Origin of the sequence: Pedobacter sp. (assembly GCF_035566355.1) — a bacterium.
In the GTDB taxonomy this organism is placed as follows: domain Bacteria; phylum Bacteroidota; class Bacteroidia; order Sphingobacteriales; family Sphingobacteriaceae; genus Pedobacter.
Genome location: NZ_DATMRL010000633.1, coordinates 1 through 16,899 on the forward strand (window position 1 = coordinate 1; position 16,899 = coordinate 16,899).

General features: G+C 41.8%; 13 protein-coding genes, 1 tRNA gene and 1 pseudogene. 4 read left to right on the forward strand and 11 right to left on the reverse strand.

The window, feature by feature from the left end; all coding sequences use genetic code 11:
- Positions 1–93: 93 nt before the first annotated feature.
- The 11 genes from VNZ46_RS24780 to VNZ46_RS24830 form a co-directional block, all read right to left on the reverse strand.
- Entirely contained in the window at positions 94–1,356 is a 1,263-nt protein-coding gene (locus VNZ46_RS24780; RefSeq protein ID WP_325563626.1) for a FecR family protein, read from the reverse strand.
- Positions 1,357–1,535: 179 nt separating this feature from the next.
- Positions 1,536–2,135 (reverse strand): RNA polymerase sigma-70 factor, encoded by a 600-nt coding sequence (locus tag VNZ46_RS24785; RefSeq protein ID WP_325563628.1) that lies wholly within the window; start codon positions 2,133–2,135, stop codon positions 1,536–1,538.
- Between the two features lie 455 nt (positions 2,136–2,590).
- Positions 2,591–2,664: transfer RNA gene (locus VNZ46_RS24790), tRNA-Arg, on the reverse strand.
- A gap of 92 nt (positions 2,665–2,756) precedes the next feature.
- Positions 2,757–4,133, reverse strand: a complete 1,377-nt coding sequence (locus VNZ46_RS24795) for an exonuclease domain-containing protein (RefSeq protein WP_325563630.1) — start codon at positions 4,131–4,133, stop codon at positions 2,757–2,759.
- A gap of 50 nt (positions 4,134–4,183) precedes the next feature.
- Positions 4,184–4,594 carry an OsmC family protein gene (locus VNZ46_RS24800; protein WP_325563632.1) on the reverse strand — a complete coding sequence of 137 codons (411 nt, stop codon included), beginning with the start codon at positions 4,592–4,594 and terminating at the stop codon, positions 4,184–4,186.
- Between the two features lie 4 nt (positions 4,595–4,598).
- Positions 4,599–4,784 (reverse strand): hypothetical protein, encoded by a 186-nt coding sequence (locus tag VNZ46_RS24805; RefSeq protein WP_325563634.1) that lies wholly within the window; start codon positions 4,782–4,784, stop codon positions 4,599–4,601.
- A gap of 58 nt (positions 4,785–4,842) precedes the next feature.
- Positions 4,843–5,679 carry a protease complex subunit PrcB family protein gene (locus VNZ46_RS24810; RefSeq protein ID WP_325563636.1) on the reverse strand — a complete coding sequence of 279 codons (837 nt, stop codon included), beginning with the start codon at positions 5,677–5,679 and terminating at the stop codon, positions 4,843–4,845.
- Between the two features lie 69 nt (positions 5,680–5,748).
- Positions 5,749–7,179 carry a chromosomal replication initiator protein DnaA gene (gene dnaA / locus VNZ46_RS24815; protein WP_325563638.1) on the reverse strand — a complete coding sequence of 477 codons (1,431 nt, stop codon included), beginning with the start codon at positions 7,177–7,179 and terminating at the stop codon, positions 5,749–5,751.
- A 292-nt stretch (positions 7,180–7,471) separates the two neighbouring features.
- Complete coding sequence (locus VNZ46_RS24820; RefSeq protein ID WP_325563640.1) at positions 7,472–8,809, reverse strand: carbohydrate porin; 1,338 nt, start codon at positions 8,807–8,809, stop codon at positions 7,472–7,474.
- A gap of 130 nt (positions 8,810–8,939) precedes the next feature.
- Positions 8,940–10,307: a HAMP domain-containing sensor histidine kinase gene (locus VNZ46_RS24825; protein WP_325563642.1), complete on the reverse strand. Its 1,368-nt coding sequence runs from the start codon at positions 10,305–10,307 to the stop codon at positions 8,940–8,942.
- Between the two features lie 15 nt (positions 10,308–10,322).
- Complete coding sequence (locus VNZ46_RS24830) at positions 10,323–11,006, reverse strand: response regulator transcription factor (RefSeq protein ID WP_325563644.1); 684 nt, start codon at positions 11,004–11,006, stop codon at positions 10,323–10,325.
- A gap of 84 nt (positions 11,007–11,090) precedes the next feature.
- On the opposite strand from VNZ46_RS24830, the gene VNZ46_RS24835 reads away from it, so the two are divergent.
- The 4 genes and pseudogenes from VNZ46_RS24835 to VNZ46_RS24850 form a co-directional block, all read left to right on the forward strand.
- Positions 11,091–11,672, forward strand: a complete 582-nt coding sequence (locus VNZ46_RS24835) for an RNA polymerase sigma factor (protein WP_325563646.1) — start codon at positions 11,091–11,093, stop codon at positions 11,670–11,672.
- Positions 11,673–11,741: 69 nt separating this feature from the next.
- Positions 11,742–12,794, forward strand: a complete 1,053-nt coding sequence (locus tag VNZ46_RS24840) for a FecR family protein (protein WP_325563648.1) — start codon at positions 11,742–11,744, stop codon at positions 12,792–12,794.
- A 148-nt stretch (positions 12,795–12,942) separates the two neighbouring features.
- Complete coding sequence (locus VNZ46_RS24845; protein ID WP_325563650.1) at positions 12,943–16,524, forward strand: TonB-dependent receptor; 3,582 nt, start codon at positions 12,943–12,945, stop codon at positions 16,522–16,524.
- 20 nt (positions 16,525–16,544) lie between these two features.
- Positions 16,545–16,899: pseudogene (locus VNZ46_RS24850) on the forward strand (hypothetical protein); the annotation flags it as partial.

Sequence of the window (16,899 nt, forward strand, 5' to 3'; positions counted from 1 at the left end):
AGATTTATACGGGGGTGCTGGTAACACCTCCGTAATTTTCCTTTCCCCATAGTCAAATATCAGGTTAGTCTTTTTTTCATATTGTTGGTTGGTTTAAGGTTTAGTAATTATGTTCTTTGGTATTTTTGGTTCTTTTTTTTCCAGGCTAAATTCAAGGCCTAATAATTTAAGTACCTGTAAAGCCTGATGAGCGTTTACATTTCTATAGAGTTTACCCGAAAATTTCCGGTCACCCAGCTGGTCCACAGCAATCACATCCATATCATACCAGCGCGAAAATGTGCGTAAAATAGTCTTCAAATCAGCATCCTTAAAATAAAACAAGCCATTTTTCCAGGCTATAATCTGTTCCAAATCAGCTTGTGCTACCTTGATCTCCGATTTTCCGTCTACAACGGCTTGCTGACCAGGGTTCAGGATCACATTGCCGGCCGCTTTGCCGGCAGACAATAAAGAGACTTTTACACTTCCTTCCAGTAATGTGGTTTTTACAGTCCCTTCATCCCCATAACAATTGATGTTAAAATGTGTACCCAGAACCTCCACCTGCTGGTTTTTACTCAGCACCAGGAAAGGAATATTTTTACTTCCATTTGCGGAAACAACCGACCCCGGCAACTTAGCTACTTCAAAATAAGCTTCCCCTGATAATTGAACTTTTCGCGCTGACCGGCTAAATTTAGAAGGAAATGTCAGTTTACTCTCTGCATTCAGCCAAACATGGGTACCATCAGGTAAAATAAATTGATAAGTACCACCACGCGGTGTAGATGCGGTCAGCATCATAGTTTCTCCCCTTTTCTCTTCAAGTTCAGAATGCGCATCTACCGAACTGCCATCATTATAGGTTAATTGCTTTTCCCCAATCACCAATCCTGTTTTGGTTTCACTTAGTGAAATGGTTTTGCCACCAGCAAGGCTCAATGTCGCCCTGTTACCGCCAGGTTCAATATGGTTAACAGCCAGTACCACATGCTCGGACTTGCCCCAATACCCCGGTTTAATATAAAAATATAAGCCTGTGCCTAGCGTAATAACAATTGAGGCTGCAATACTTATCTTTTTCCAGAGTTTAATGGTTTGATGTTGTTTAGGAACCTGATTATTCAGGTTGTTTTCAGTATTTAGAGTAGAAAGGCCTTGCAGTGTCTTGTCCCACATACGGTCCGAACCAATGGTATTAAACCGGATCAGCTTCTTTTTCAGCTCTTCTTCATTCATTAAACTGTTAAACAGTAATCGGTTACCCTCATTTTCATTTAACCAGCTATTGAGTTGCTGCTGCCCATTGGCATCCAGCTCGCCTTTAGCATAGGCTGAGAAAAGTAAAGCTCTATCAAATTCCTGTTCAAACATTGCGTTATGCCTTTATACTATTATAACCACCCGAGGTTAAATCATTATATTCTGGTATGGTATACCTATAAAAACGACGTTTTTAAGAAACGCCTAGTCAAAAAATATTTTTCCGGATAATAAAATTCAAAAAGATCATCAAAATACTGAATTACAAACAAATAAGCTCTCAAAAAAATCTACTTTTGATTCAGGAACAGTATCAGTGCCAGCATCATCGCATCCGGCAATCCTTTTTCAACAAAGGCATGCCGCAACTGTTCCACTGCCCTTGCTTTGTGATTACGTACCGTTTTTACAGAGATGTTTAATTGCAGGGCAATTTCATCGGTTTTTTTGTGTTCAAAATACAGCATTTTGAAAACCTCGCCACATTTTTGTGGTAGCCCATCTATTTCCTTGTTAATAATATCCAGGTAGTCAGACTCCGCTACTTGCTGTAATATCCTTTCATCTCCATCTTCAAGTTGCCTTAAGTATTCATCCTGCCAGCCTTTCCGGCGTTTAATTTTTTTTAAATGATCCAAACAGGCATTTCGGCAACTGATATATAAAAAGGCCTTGATTTTAGAGAAATCTGTATACTGTTTCCTGAACTGCCAGAGCTTCACAAAACAGGAAGAGACAATATCTTCCGCTTCCGCTTCATCAGCAATTAAACCCAGGGCAAAATAGCGCAGTGATTTGTGGTGCAAGTCAAAAAAAAACCGCAACATACCTTCATCGCCTTTTTGGAAGGCATCCATCTGCTCCTTCTGGATATCGACTTTGCTACTCATATCACCCGCTAACATAATTAATAATTTGAGTACAGCAATAAATAAGAGGATTTTTTTATGCCCTATAACACTATATTTCTTTTAAATACACAAATCTCAGCGGAACAAATTGACGAGGTATTGAAAGTTATAGAACTTTCAATATCACATTTTCAATAAACCTATTTGTCAATCCCTGCGGTCTTATAAACTGTTTCAACATGATGTTGAATGGTTAGGTAAAAAATATAAATAAAGTGAGTGTAGTCAACACTCATTATGGAGTCAATGATTTCCATTTCACCACCCTCCCCGGTCTGCACCCAAGAAAATATATTTTACTGGGAACCTCAGAATCTGCAAGATTCAGAGAGCCCAGTAAAACATATTTTCACCCCTCGGAGACCACAATAGAAATTTAGCACAGAAAATATCTAAAAAAAAAGCTCCTAGTTTTCACTAGAAGCTTCTTACAGTACCCTGGAAGGGATTCGAACCCCTGACCCACGGTTTAGAAAACCGTTGCTCTATCCAACTGAGCTACCAAGGCATTTCCTTTTTCTTGGAGCGCCAAAGATAGGATTAAAGCCTTAAAACAGCAAATCTATTTAACAAATTCTTTATAAGGAATTGATAATAAGGCTAAAATTCTATACTTAATTTCTTCCCAGGGTGTGCATCCGCATAAGAAAGGATCAAATGGAGGATGTAATCATTAGAAGGAAGCGGTTTTAACGCAGATTTAACCTCGCTCATATCCTTTACATCCGTATACTGTGAAATATACCCCATTCCATAAAACTGCCCCTTCTCTACCCAAAGGCAACTTTGCTCATCTTCTGTCCTCCCCTGATCGATCACTGCAAATGAAGGCAGCATCTGGTGAAGCTCCTGGATCGCATACTTCACCCTTACATTATAGGCCGCTGCAGATTCTTTACCTACACAGGCGCCACTGCACTTCCCATCTTCATGCCCAACACAGCCTATCCGGTTCTTTTGTATAAAGCACAGCCGCTCACAAAGCAAATGCTCCTTAATCAGCATCCGCAATAAACTATGCCCTTCAGAAAGACTATTGAAATTATATAAAGACGGTCCTTGTTTTTTAAACTTATCAATACCCAGACGTATATACCCATTCTGATCTATAAAAGAAAACAAGGAATATTTCTGTTCAAAACGTTTCATCGCGCGGTTATTTTCGGGCCATAGCCTTTTGATTTCGACCGCTTCGAGAATAAAAGCCATGAGCTCTGTGCCACAAACTTCAAACTCTACATGATGAATGTTCTTTAGAAAATCCTGCCGCTGAGGTCCGAGGTTATTTCCAGTAAAATGCGAGCAAACGCGCTTTTTGAGGTTCTTGGCTTTGCCAATATAAATCACATTCCCCTTCTGATCTTTAAAATAATAAACTCCAGGATTTTGAGGAAGCGCATCAACAGCAGATTTTGGCAGGTTAGGTGGCAAGGCCTGTTCTTTGGAACCCTTATTTAAAGCTTGTTTAATATGTCCTTCCTGATCAGCCTCCAGCAGCATTCCTAACAGAATTGCTGTTGCCTCTGCATCCCCACCCGCACGGTGTCGGTCATTTAAAGTAATGCCAAGTGAGTTGCACAATTTCCCAAGGCTATAAGAAGCAAAGCCTGGAAATACCTTTCTGCTCATTCTAACCGTACACAATTTTTTGCATTGCAAATTGTAGCCCGCTACCTCCAGTTGGTGGCGTACAAAAGAAAAGTCGAAATTAACATTGTGTGCAACAAAGATTTTATCGTGCAGCAAATCGTAAATCCGTTCTGCAACTGCTTCAAATTTAGGCGCAGAAGCCACCATCTCGTCGCTTATACCCGTTAAAGACTCAATATAAGCAGGAATAGAATGCTCGGGATTGATCAAGGTATCAAAACGTTCTGTTACGCTCGTCCCATCATGGATTTGTATGGAGATCTCTGTGATCCCATTTCCTGATGCATAGCCTCCGGTAGTTTCTATATCGACAACAGCAAATTGCATGAGAATTAAATTTGCTGTAAATGTACTAATTTATTTAGTATCTGTTTGCTCTAATTTTTAGCAGACGTTTCAATTTTAATCGGATTAGAAAGAATTTTGTGAATCGGACATTTGTCTGCAATTTGCATTAACCTGCTTTTTTCATCTTCTGAAAGCTGTCCGGTAAATTCTATAGCCCTTGAAATGGTCGTACTTTTATCCATTTGATCTTCGCTGCAGATGGCCAGATCAATTTTAATGGTATCGAGGTTGTATTGTTTTCTATCTGCATACATCCGTATAGTGATCGCTGTACAGCTGCCCAGGCTGGCCAACAACAAGGCAGCAGGCGGCATACCTTCGTCTGTACCGCCTATAGCCTCCGGTTCATCTGAATAGATAAAATGACCTCCTGAATATACTTTGGTTTTATAATGTGATCTGTCCAGTTCTGTAACCGCAGTGATTTGTGTATTACTCATGTAACTATTTCTTCGTAGCTCTTTTACGCTGCCGTTCTTCGGCCTGTTTTACCTCATCCTTTTCGGAGAGTGGAAAATCTGTTTCCGGAGATTCCTCTTTAGAATGTCCGTTTTTTTTAGGATTCGGCTTTCCTGTTTTTGCTAAATCTTTATCCGCATCATGACCTGGTTTATTCTGATTCGTTTTCATAACAACACTCTTTATATATGATATGAAACAGTGCAGAACCAGATCAGTTTCAATTAAATTAATCTTTCTTTAAGCTCACTTTATAGAAGGAGGAGATAAAGGTCTCTGCACGCGGCTCAGTGATCACCTGAAGGTAAGAATGACCTGCTGCTGGATTAACCAGGCTGTAATGAACAACCGCCTCTCCTTTTGCAGAAAAATCAATCCTGTTGATCATAATCTGATAACCGGAATTCGGCTTGGTGCCTCTGGAAATGGTGATGCGGTTCACATCGGCATTTACTGCTGCAGAGACCATGGTCACTTCTTCTTTCACTGAAGTTTCATCTCTTTCTTTGTGACCGCGAACAAATTCAGCAGCCTTCTGTACCATTTTTACGGCTTCCGATTCCGTAATAAAAGCCTTAGGTCTGAAATTCCCTTTCTCCAGGGCAAGTACATTAAATTTGATCAGGTTTTGAACCGCAGCTGATCCTTTAGAAAAAGCGGCCTCGTCCTTGATCACAATGAACATCATATTAACGGGATAATTTCCGGTAGCCTGGATGGCCTCATTTAGATTTGCTGCAAATTGTTCCCGGGTCATCGGGCTCTCCAGCTTAACTTTACGGTCCAGTTTAATCCCATTATTAGCGGCAATAATCAGTGATTTTGCATAGGCTGCCTTATTGTTGGCATATACGAAATAATCTGTAGCCTTTGGCTCTTTAACAAAACGAATGGCATCTATATTCAAGCCCAATCCTTTTACAATCAGATCCACACCATGACCAAAAGATACTTTAGTTGCAGTGACTTTTTGATGATAAGCTACAGGAGCTCCTTTTACCGGAACCGCATGGCTTTGAAAAGTAAAGAAAAGAATGGGTATGGTAAGTGTAGTATATAAATTCATAGGAAATGTATTTAACTCTACCACGAATGTAACAATTTTAATAGAAATTGTCACAAACACCCATTTAATTTAGTTCATTTTCAGTTTTTTTTCAATGTCGCTCACATAGGTTCTGAATTTTTTATCTGTCTGGATCAGGTCTTCAACAGTCTGACAAGCATAGATCACTGTAGAGTGGTCTCTGCCTCCAAAAAATGCACCAATGGTTTTCAAAGAAGACCGGGTCATAGACTTGGATAAATACATAGAGATCTGACGGGCCTGTACGACTTCTCTTTTACGGGTGGAAGCTTTCAGTAAATCCATCGGCACTTCAAAATACTCGCAAACTTTCTTCTGGATCACCTCCATAGAAATTTCTTTGCTGGTGTTCTTTATAAAGTTCTTCAGCATGGATTTAGCCAGGTGGAGATCAATTTCTTTCTTATTGAGCGTAGATTGTGCCAGTAGGGAAACCATTGCACCTTCCAGTTCCCTTACATTATTATTGATGTTGTTGGCTACATATTCTACCACTTCCTCTGGCAGATTTATACCATCTACATACATTTTCTTTTTCAGGATCTCAATCCTGGTCTGCAGGCCTGGTAATTGCAGATCAGCTGAAAGCCCCCATTTGAACCTGCTCAGCAAACGTTCTTCCAGCCCCGAAAGGTCTTTTGGTGCCTTATCTGAGGTGATGATGATTTGTTTACCCGACTGGTGAAGGTGGTTAAAAATATGGAAGAAGATATCCTGCGTTTTTTCTTTCCCGGCAAAATTATGTACGTCATCCATAATGATCACATCCATGGCCTGGTAAAAATTCACAAAATCATTAATGGTATTGTTCTTTAAAGATTCAACGAATTGCTGGCAGAATTTCTCGCAGGAAACATAGATCACCAGTTTATCCGGCAAGGTTTGGCGGATCTGGTTTCCGATGGCCTGGGCAAGATGCGTTTTTCCCATTCCCGAAGGACCATAGATCATCAGAGGATTAAAAGAAGTTGCCCCTGGTTTAGCCGCTACTGCATGTCCGGCCGAACGGGCCAGTCTGTTACAGTCTCCTTCTACATAATTCTCAAAAGTATATTGCGGGTTCAGTTGCGGATCAACCTGGATCTTTTTTAAACCAGGAATGATAAAAGGGTTTTTAATGTCCCTGTTGATGTTAACCGGAACAGGCATACTTTGTTTTTTATTTTCAGAGCCATTACCACTTGAAGGCATTTTTGTGGTATAAGGCAAGCCGCCATTGGAAGACTGATCCACTACGATATTGTATTCCAGTCTGCCTTCATCTCCCATTTGCAATTTCACCGTTCTGCGCAGTAAGCTTACATAATGCTCTTCCAGCCACTCATAAAAGAACAAACTAGGCACTTGTATCGTCAGAACCTTATTCTCCAGTTTAAGCGGAACAATAGGCTCGAACCAGGTTTTGAAGCTCTGGGCCGGGATATTATCCTTAATAATTTGGAGACAGTCATTCCATACCTGTGTACAAGTGCTATGCATAGTTATTCTTTAATTTTTTTGATTTAGTCCTTATGAGACGCTAGGTCTGCCCCGTTGTTTGGGGATGCGAAGATCATAAATTTTACTAACATTGACTAGTAAAATCTTGTCTTTTTTTTAACTGATTCATTTGCAAAAACATAGAATCATCAAAAAAAAACTATTGTGAATAAGTTTCAAATATGTTAATTTTTACTAAGAAATGTTAAGATTAACTAACAAAACAAAAAAAGGCAATCCTTTTGGATTGCCTTAAAAGCTGATCATACTGAACTTCAGCCCAGAAAAAGCCTTAGAACTCTATATGCCCTCTTATGGCAAATACATTGACCGGTCCTCTGTCCTTATTGTAGGCCGGATGATTGACAAACTGATAATCTGCCGTAAGCCAGAAAGTTTTGGTGAGTTTTGCATTGTAATAGGTCTCCAGGATCATCTCCTTACCATAATTCAGTTTCCCGTCTCCGATAATAAACCCATAGCCTCCATCTGCAATAAAGGTACGGTGCCCGCTGGACAGTCCATTAACAACTGCTGCCAGACCAAAAACATCATCAGCTCTTTTCCATCTGGCTCCTTTGAGCGATAAGCCCAGACTGGCCGTCCGGTCAATTTCTGTAAATGCCCAGGTCACATCTTTACCATCGTTCCATCCTGCACGTGCAAAGATCCCCAGGTCATCGGTCAGCTCCTGATCACCACTAAAACCGATTCCGTATTTACGTCCGCCGTAAGTGGTGCCTTCTGCCTGTCCTGAAATGACATCCAGAATCTGAGTATTGTTGTCTGCCAGGGCTTGTATACCTTGAGCATAAGATGGAGATTTGGAATAGGTATTGGTGAACAGTAAACGAAGAGAACCAGGTCTTTTAAAAAGGTTCTTCCGTTCAATCTCCAATGTCTCTGAATGGGCTTTGTCTAATTTATATTCTAATTTAGGTGCATTTGCAATACGGGGAACGGCCACGCTGGACAAACGAAATGCCCAGTCTGCCTTCACCAGTTCTACGACCAGCCCCATGGTATAACCCCGCGTGTTTGCTGGATAATCCCAGGCTCCGTTACCCATCAGCGACCAGTTGAGGAACTGGCTTCTTGGATCATGGCTGTATTTATTGTCATCATAAAAGTCACTTGCTGCAAATTTACCGGCTGTAATGGTGATCCGATCTTTAGGAACCATTCCGCCCACCTGGTTTACATCATCAGCTACATACTCATATCCGGTATTGTCCAATGCAAACTGCTGTTGGAAATAAGCCCGGGCAATAAAGATCGCGGGCGCGGCATTCCCTACTCTGTAAGTTTCTCCATTCAAAGCACCTGCTACACCAACCGCAGAACTCAGGCCTCGTCCGCCAGAGATTTCCGGATTAAAATAAACAGCTGCGCCTTTCCATAATTTCCTTCCCAGGAACATGGTCGAAGTTGCACTGGTCGCTGCAATTTCAGCGGTATCGGCCAAACTGTTCCGGCCTTTATAGGGCGCCTTAAAGGCGGAGTGGTATTGCGAAATGGCCGTAAACTGGAAATGATAACTCCAGTTGCTTTGCTTTACCGTATCTGCCTGCTGTGCCCAGGCCATTTGTGCCGATAGCAGCAGTATACCTATTGTAGAAATTCTCTTCATATTCATCTTGTTTTGTACGTGTTAAAACGGGATGCAAAGGTAAAATAGCCCATACCAGGGAACGATTAGAAAGATATTAGAAAAAAATTAGAATTTCATTAGAAGGATATTAAAACTTCCCGCAGCAACTCTATAGATGTGGGATCTCTACGGTAAAAACGGTCCCCTTACCTGGCTCGGTCTGTACAGAAATACTTCCTTTGTGCAGTAAAACAATCTTTTTTGTCAGGGAAAGTCCTATTCCATTGCCGTTTGCTACTTTTTGATTCAGCCCACGATAAAAGGCATTAAAAATATAGTCGAGGTCTTCTGCGTTGATACCAATTCCATGATCAGAAAAATTAAGCACCACATTCTTTTCCTGGTAAGAAATCGCCACTACGCATTGGCGGTCTGCTGAAAACTTACAGGCATTTTCAATCAGGTTCACAAAGGCCGTTTGTAATAAATAGGCATTTCCGTTTACAGAAATCAGGTCATCATCATCAAACTCCTTTTCAAAAAGAATGTCAATATCATAATCCGGATTCGTTTTTTGCAGCTGCAATTGTGCATCCAGCAAAAGCTCATCCAGGCGCACTTCCTTAAAATGAATTTCTGAAGAGTCGTAACTGGCTTTAGCAAAATCCAGCAAACTGTTAGACAAACGCGCCAGTTTCCTGGCGTCTGAAAGCGCCTGACTGATCACCACTTTATAAGCTTCCAGGCTTCTTTCCTTATTCTGGGAAAGTTCCAGTTCTGTAATAATAGCGGATAAAGGTGTACGGAGTTCATGAGAGATGTTGGCTACAAAGCTCTTTTGTGCATCAAAGGAATCTTCTAGCCGGTCCAGCATCTCATTGAAGGTATTAGACAATTCGGACAACTCATCTTTACTGTGCCGTGGATCCAGGCGCAGGTCCAGGTTGGTTGCAGAAATCCGGTTTACTTTCCTGGTGATCTCGGTAACAGGAGAAAAAGCTTTCTTCACAAAAAAGCGCCCGGCAAAGTAGATCACAAGCACAGAGATCAAAAATACAATACAGATATTGGCCCGCAGGCTGGCCAGCTTATTATAACCGTACTGATCAAAACCAGCTGCTGTGATGACATAATTGGTGTTCTTAAAGCGGTAGGAAATACCCACTACCTGCCAGTCCGACTGGTAAAAATGAATTTCCCGCTGCTTCACAATATCATCGATCATTTTCCGGGTTTCCTTTACAAAATCGATTTCTGCTGCATCATGATACAACAGCTGGAAAGAAGTACTATAAATAGCCACTTCTACTTCATTCAGAATTTTTCGGTTATTGCGATAAATGGTGTGCAGGGTCTTTGCGTCTACATTTGCATCTAAGAAAAGATTGGCCTTGGTTACCGCTTCCTTGGTGAGCAAATTATAATACTCTCTTTCTCTGCTTTTTTTTGCCGAGATATAAATATAAGAGGCGAACACCAGCAAAATAGCAGCTGTAATCAGTGTAAACAATATTGTTAGCCAAACTCTTATCTTCATACCCGGTTTATGTTGCTATTCTTCTTTTAAAATAAACCCCATTCCGGATTTGGTATGGATCAGTTTCTTAGAGAATTCTTTATCTACCTTTTTCCTCAGGTAATTGATATAGACATCGATAAAGTTGGTGCCTGTATCAAAATGTGTTTCCCACACGTTTTCTGCAATCTCGACTCTCGAAAGCACCTTCCCCTGATTTTGCATCATATATTCCAGCAATTTAAACTCCTTTGGTGTCAGGGAGATCTCTACCTGGCTCCTTTTCACCGTTTTGCTGTACAGGTTCATTTCCAGATCTGCCAGTTTCAGGATAAAGCCATCCGTACGTTCATTAACCCGGTTCCTTTTCATCAGGGATCGGATTCGCACCAGCAATTCCCGCATCTCAAAAGGCTTGACCAGGTAATCGTCTGCTCCGGCATCAAAACCTTCTACCTTATCATCTGTGGTTCCCAGAGCCGTGAGCATAATAATAGGTACATCCGGATTAACCTGCCGGATCTGCTTGCAAAGATCCAGGCCGCTGATACCAGGTAAAACAATATCCGTGATGATCAGACTGTAAGCGTTACTTAGGGCCAGTCTTTTTCCTTCCAGACCATCCGGAGCCAGTTCAATTTCAAAACCTGCTTCTTCCAACCCCCTTTTGATCAGTTCTGCAATCCTGTAATCATCTTCAATCAGCAAAAAACGCGACATAGCTTCCTATTAATCTGTAAAACGTGTAGAGCTGGTAAAAATATCAATTATATTATTAAATTTGTTATGACCTTGTATTGACAAATGAAGTACTCTACCCTCTCTGACCAGGAATTACTGAACCTCTTTAAAGGAAGTGATGAATCTGCCTTTAAGGAGATCTACCTGCGTTACTGGAAAGAGGTTTATAAGGTAGCTTATAAAAAAATACATGACCGGGAGCTGGCCGAAGAGCTTACCCAAAACCTTTTTGTTGACCTTTGGAAACGCCGGGAAACGTCAGTGATCCAATCCTTGAGCGCTTATCTTTTTGGTGCCCTTAAATATGCGATCATCAATTACTTCAAATCCATGATCGCTCAGGAAAATTATCACCTCCATCTTCAAACTACAGAGCAGCCCTGCGCCAGCAACAGCGCTGACCACCTGGCCTTACTAAATGACCTTTCGGAAGCCATCAACAAAGGCATTGCCCTGCTGCCAAAAAAAACTGGCGAAGTTTTTAAACTCAGCCGCATCCACAACTGTTCTGTCAAAGACATCTCCAGACAACTGAATATTTCTGAAAAGGCCGTGGAATACCACATTACCCAAAGTCTGAAAACCATGAGGTTTCATTTAAAAGAATACTTTGTTCTGGCGCTTATTCTTGGCCTGTTGTTTTAATTTAAGAATATTTTATTTTTTTTTAGGGATAGGTCACGTTCAGCTTACATATAGTTAAAAGCCATTGTAATGAGCAGAGCGTCATTCCATCAATTGTTAGAAAAATACCAGCAAGGCAACTGCAGCCCCGAGGAACAGCGCCTTGTGGAACAATGGTATGAAATGCTGGATGCAGAAGAAATTGCTGATGATCCTGATGAATTCATTAACCTGGAACAAAAACTCTGGGACAAGATCAAGGGCGACATTCAGGAAAAACCGTCAGTTCAGGCATTCCGCAAAAACCACATCTTCCATTTTTTAAAACCAGCGCTTACTATAGCTGCCGCTTTTGGAGCTGTACTGTTGATCACCACAGCCTTTTATTTTTATCAGGATTACACAAGACCATCTCAAAGGGTTTTCTCTAAAGTCAAATCTCTGCTCATCAAAGCGAACAGTACTGACACAGATTTAAAGATAGATCTGGAGGATGGCAGTACTATATTTTTAGAACCAAATTCCGAAGTCCAGTACCCTGAACATTTTTCAGCAGCAGTCCGCGAGGTGGAGCTTACAGGAAATGCCTTCTTTCAGGTGAGCAAAAATCCTTCGAGGCCTTTCCTGGTCTACAATAAAAACACAGTAACCCGGGTAGTGGGTACCAGCTTTACGATCAAAACCAATACCAGTACCAATGAAACGGAGGTTACTGTAAAGACCGGGAAGGTTATTGTAACTGCGAAAGAGAAAAAAAGGGCCTTCAGTTTAAAAAAACTATTCCAAACCACCCCGGAAGTTGTACTGGTACCGAACCAGAAGACTATATTTCAGCCCATTGCCGGGCACTTTACCACTACTCTGGCCGATAATCCAATACCTGTTCAGGTAAAAGATCAGCCACAAACATCAGATTATAAATTTAATGAAACGCCGGTAAGTGAGGTCCTCAGCCAACTGGAGACGACTTACGGTATAAAAATCCTTATTGAAGATGAAGCATTGAAGAGTAATACCTTTACCGGAAATCTGTCGGAACAGAACCTGTACAATAAGATTGATTTCCTTTGCCAGTCTATCAATGCCAGTTACCAGCTATCCGGAACCACGATAGTCATCAAATCAAAAAACAAGATCAACTAACAACCTAAAAACAAACAGCCTATGCCTAAAAACAGAACTCTCTAACCAAATCATTCGAATAAAAAAAAAGCTGACAACGTTGGGGGACGATGCCAGCTAACAATTCTGTACGAAAAATTTCACATTAACGAACAAAACTTCTAAAGGTATGAAAAAAAAGCGATTTGTTGCTTTAATAACAACAGCGATGAGGATATCTATTACACAAATTTTTCTTGGGATTTTATTTACCTGCGGAACATTCGCCAAGGATGTTGGCGCGCAGGAAGTACTCAACAAGGAGATTTCTATAAATATCAGCCAGGGAAATATCAAACAACTGCTCAATAAGATACAAGCAGAAACCAATGTCAATTTTGTATATAGTGCATCGATGATCAAGGCCGATCGCCAAACCTCGGTAAACGCCGTAAAAAGACGGCTGGGCGATGTACTGGACGAAACCCTGGTGCCCTTAAAGATCTTTTACCGGGTAGTAGACAACACCATCCTGCTCTACGATAAAGAGCACATGGATAAAGCAAACTGGCCACCAGGGCTAACCGACCTGGAACAGAATGGCCTTAAAGGTAAAGTTAGTACAATTAAAGGTGAACCTATACCCGGCGTTAGTGTCAAAGTAAAAGGAACTGCTATCGGGGCCATGACAGATGTGAACGGAAACTATAGTATCAGTATTCCATCGTCTGAGGCCATCCTGGTCTTTACCTATATTGGTTACGTTACTAAAGAAGTAGCGGTACATGGTCAGAAGACTTTAAATGTACAATTGGAAGAATCTGCCCAGGCACTGGGAGAAGTAGTGGTGGTAGGTTATTCCACGCAGCGTAAGAAAGACTTAACAGGTGCGGTTTCGGTGGTCAACGTTTCAGATATGATCAAACAGCCAACCTCTTCGGTAAATAACCTGCTCCAGGGACAAGCCTCGGGGGTAACGGTACTCGGATCAGGCCAGCCGGGTGATGAACCTCAGGTAAGGATAAGGGGGATCAATACTTTTGGCAACAACAACCCCTTATATGTGGTAGATGGTGTGCCTACACAAAACATTTCAGACCTGAACCCTAATGATGTAGAAAATCTTCAGGTGCTGAAAGATGCAGGTTCGGCTTCTATTTATGGCTCCAGGGCTTCCAATGGGGTCATTGTGATCACCACAAAAAAAGGGAAAAATGGTGTACAGGTGAATTATGATGCTTACTATGGTACTCAACGTCCTAAAAAGGGAAATGTATGGCACATTTTAAATCCGCAGGAAATGGCTACCCTTCTGCAAACTGCTAAACAAAATTCAAACGATACTACGGTCAATGAAGTTTATGGAAAAAATTATCCTTACACTGTACCAGACTATATTTACCCATTTCAGGCTAAATCAGGAGATCCCTCCGTTGATCCCTCTAAATATTATGTAAAGCCTTTTTTCACCAGCCAGGATGAATACAATTCTTTTTACCGCATCAACCCGGCCAATAAAACGGGTACCAACTGGAACAATGAGATCTTTCAGCCAGCGCCGATCCACAGTCAGAATTTATCTGTAAGCAATGGTTCTGAACAGGGAAGTTATCTCTTTTCGGCCAATTATTTTGACCAGAAGGGAACCTTGCTGGAAACCTACCTGAAAAGGTATACGGTAAGGGCTAATACCCAATATAACATCAGCAAACACTTCAGAATTGGAGAAAACCTCTCCTATTCCATCACCAATAATCCAAAAATCGGCGGACTTAGCGGAGACAATGCAATAGGACATGCCTTCCGTGAACAGCCCATCATTCCGGTTTACGACATTATGGGTAATTTTGCCGGTGGGTATGGTGGCCAGCTTGGTGATGCTTTTAACCCGGTAGCCATGCTCCGCAGAAACGACAACAACCGGTCTTCAGACAACCGGCTTTTCGGAAATGTGTTTGCTGAGATTGACCTTTTCAATGATTTTACGCTGAGAACAAGCTTAGGAGGTGAATCCTATTCAGGAATATCCAGAACATTTACCTATCCTCAATATGAGAATGCGGAAAACAACACCACCAACAGCTATGCGGAGGTATCTTATTCCGGATTGAATTACACCTGGACCAACACACTGGCCTACAACAAAGTATTTGACAAGCATACTTTAAAAGTACTGGTCGGAACGGAATACTATAAAAACCGGTACAACAACATGAGTGGCAGCAATAAAGGGTATTTCTCCTTTGATCCTGACTACACCACCCTTTCTACCGGAAGTGGGCCAAAAGATGCCAATAGTTACCGTGAAGCAGATGCGCTGTTCTCTCTCATTGGCCGGGCGGACTATACTTTTAACGACAAATACCTCCTGGGTGCAACCATCCGCAGGGACGGTTCTTCTAAATTTCTCCAGAATGTATATGGCTGGTTTCCTTCGGTAAGTGCGGGATGGAGACTTTCTAAAGAGCGTTTCCTTAGTGATGTAAAATGGTTAACAGACCTCAAAATCAGGGGTGGATGGGGTGTCATGGGGAATCAGTTGAACGTATCCGGCGGCAATTCTTTTACCACCTTTGGCAGTTCTATAGGGCAGTCTTATTATGCATTGGGTGGTGGCAATAATTTGGTTTCTGGCTTTTACCAGGACCAGACCGGTAATCCTGGCGCGAAATGGGAAAAAGACATCAACTCCAATATTGGTTTTGATGCAACCCTTTGGGCAGGTGAGCTGGAAATCTCTGCAGACTATTATCGCAAAGACATTAAGGATTTGTTGTACAATCCTGAGGTGATTGCAACAGGTGGAAGTTCTGCAAAACCTCCCTTCATCAATATAGCTCAAATGAAAAACACCGGTTTTGATATTGCAGTAACCGGCCATAAAAACATCACGAGCGATCTTAAATTAAATGTAACCGCAACGCTGACTACGTATAAGAACACCATCATCAAAATCTCAGACGGCGCTAAGTACTACGATATTGATGGCAGGCGCTTTGATGGCAGCAGCATCATCAGAAATGCAGTAGGTCATTCCGTTAGCCAGTTCTTTGGCTACAAGGTAGACGGCTTCTGGAACTCTCAGGCTGAAATTGATGCAGCAAATCTGGCTGCGCAGAAGGCTACTAAAAATCCTGAAGCGGTATACCAGACGGATATGGGTGTGGGCCGTTTTAAATATGCAGATGTTAGCGGAGATGGCTATGTAACGCCCGACGACCGGACTTTTCTTGGTAATGCGAATCCGGATTTTAGCTATGGCTTAAATATAGGTGCTACTTACAAGAATTTTGACTTCAGCGCTTTCTTTTATGGTACCCAGGGAAATTCCATCTGGAACCAGGTCAGGTGGTGGACAGATTTTATGCCTTCTTTTAATGGTGCCAAAAGCTACACAGCATTATATGACTCCTGGACACCAAGCCACCATAACGCCCGCGCGCCTATCCAGGAAACGACTCAGTCTTTTAGTACCAACAGTGTACCCAACTCTTATTTTGTGGAGAATGGTTCTTATTTGCGTTTAAAAAATGTGCAGATCGGCTATACTTTTCCAACGGGTATGTTGCAGAAAGTAGGCATCAAAAAACTGAGGGTTTATGCCTCAGGCGCCAACCTGTTTACCATTACCAAATATTCAGGGGTTGATCCGGAGATTGGTACCTCCAGCGAAAATGACTCCAAATCTGGCGCGCAAACCGCCTATGGTATAGACGATGGCTCCTACCCAAGCCAGCGTACCTTTTTACTAGGTGTTAATTTACATTTTTAATCACTAACGGTTTAGACAAAATGAAAAGATTAAGCTATATACTCTTCCCAATCCTGTTGCTGACCGGATCCTTCTGGTCTTGTAAAAAAGCATTGGAACAACCACCCTTGGGTTCTTTATCAGAAACCATCATAGCGAATAAAAATGGGGTGAACGGACTTCTGGTTGGTGCTTATGCCGGTTTATATGGCATGCAGGGCGGAGACCAGGGCTTTGGCGGCACAGATGCCTGGCAAGCCGCTCCGAGCAACTGGGTATTTGGAGCCATTGCTGGTGGAGATGCCTCTAAAGGTAGTGATGGCAGTGATCAGCCTGCCATTGATCCGATTGCCAACTTCTATTCAGACGGCACCAATGCTTTTTATAATGGTAAAT

Bases quoted from the DNA above. Each gene is read 5' to 3' on its own strand.
- VNZ46_RS24825 (WP_325563642.1), bottom strand. From the start codon at position 10,307: ATGAAGATAAGAGTTTGGCTAACAATATTGTTTACACTGATTACAGCT.
- VNZ46_RS24800 (WP_325563632.1), bottom strand. From the start codon at position 4,594: ATGAGTAATACACAAATCACTGCGGTTACAGAACTGGACAGATCACAT.
- VNZ46_RS24830 (WP_325563644.1), bottom strand. From the start codon at position 11,006: ATGTCGCGTTTTTTGCTGATTGAAGATGATTACAGGATTGCAGAACTG.
- dnaA (WP_325563638.1), bottom strand. From the start codon at position 7,179: ATGCATAGCACTTGTACACAGGTATGGAATGACTGTCTCCAAATTATT.
- VNZ46_RS24810 (WP_325563636.1), bottom strand. From the start codon at position 5,679: ATGAATTTATATACTACACTTACCATACCCATTCTTTTCTTTACTTTT.
- VNZ46_RS24780 (WP_325563626.1), bottom strand. From the start codon at position 1,356: ATGTTTGAACAGGAATTTGATAGAGCTTTACTTTTCTCAGCCTATGCT.
- VNZ46_RS24795 (WP_325563630.1), bottom strand. From the start codon at position 4,133: ATGCAATTTGCTGTTGTCGATATAGAAACTACCGGAGGCTATGCATCA.
- VNZ46_RS24805 (WP_325563634.1), bottom strand. From the start codon at position 4,784: ATGAAAACGAATCAGAATAAACCAGGTCATGATGCGGATAAAGATTTA.
- VNZ46_RS24785 (WP_325563628.1), bottom strand. From the start codon at position 2,135: ATGAGTAGCAAAGTCGATATCCAGAAGGAGCAGATGGATGCCTTCCAA.
- VNZ46_RS24820 (WP_325563640.1), bottom strand. From the start codon at position 8,809: ATGAAGAGAATTTCTACAATAGGTATACTGCTGCTATCGGCACAAATG.
- VNZ46_RS24835 (WP_325563646.1), top strand. From the start codon at position 11,091: ATGAAGTACTCTACCCTCTCTGACCAGGAATTACTGAACCTCTTTAAA.
- VNZ46_RS24840 (WP_325563648.1), top strand. From the start codon at position 11,742: ATGAGCAGAGCGTCATTCCATCAATTGTTAGAAAAATACCAGCAAGGC.
- VNZ46_RS24845 (WP_325563650.1), top strand. From the start codon at position 12,943: ATGAAAAAAAAGCGATTTGTTGCTTTAATAACAACAGCGATGAGGATA.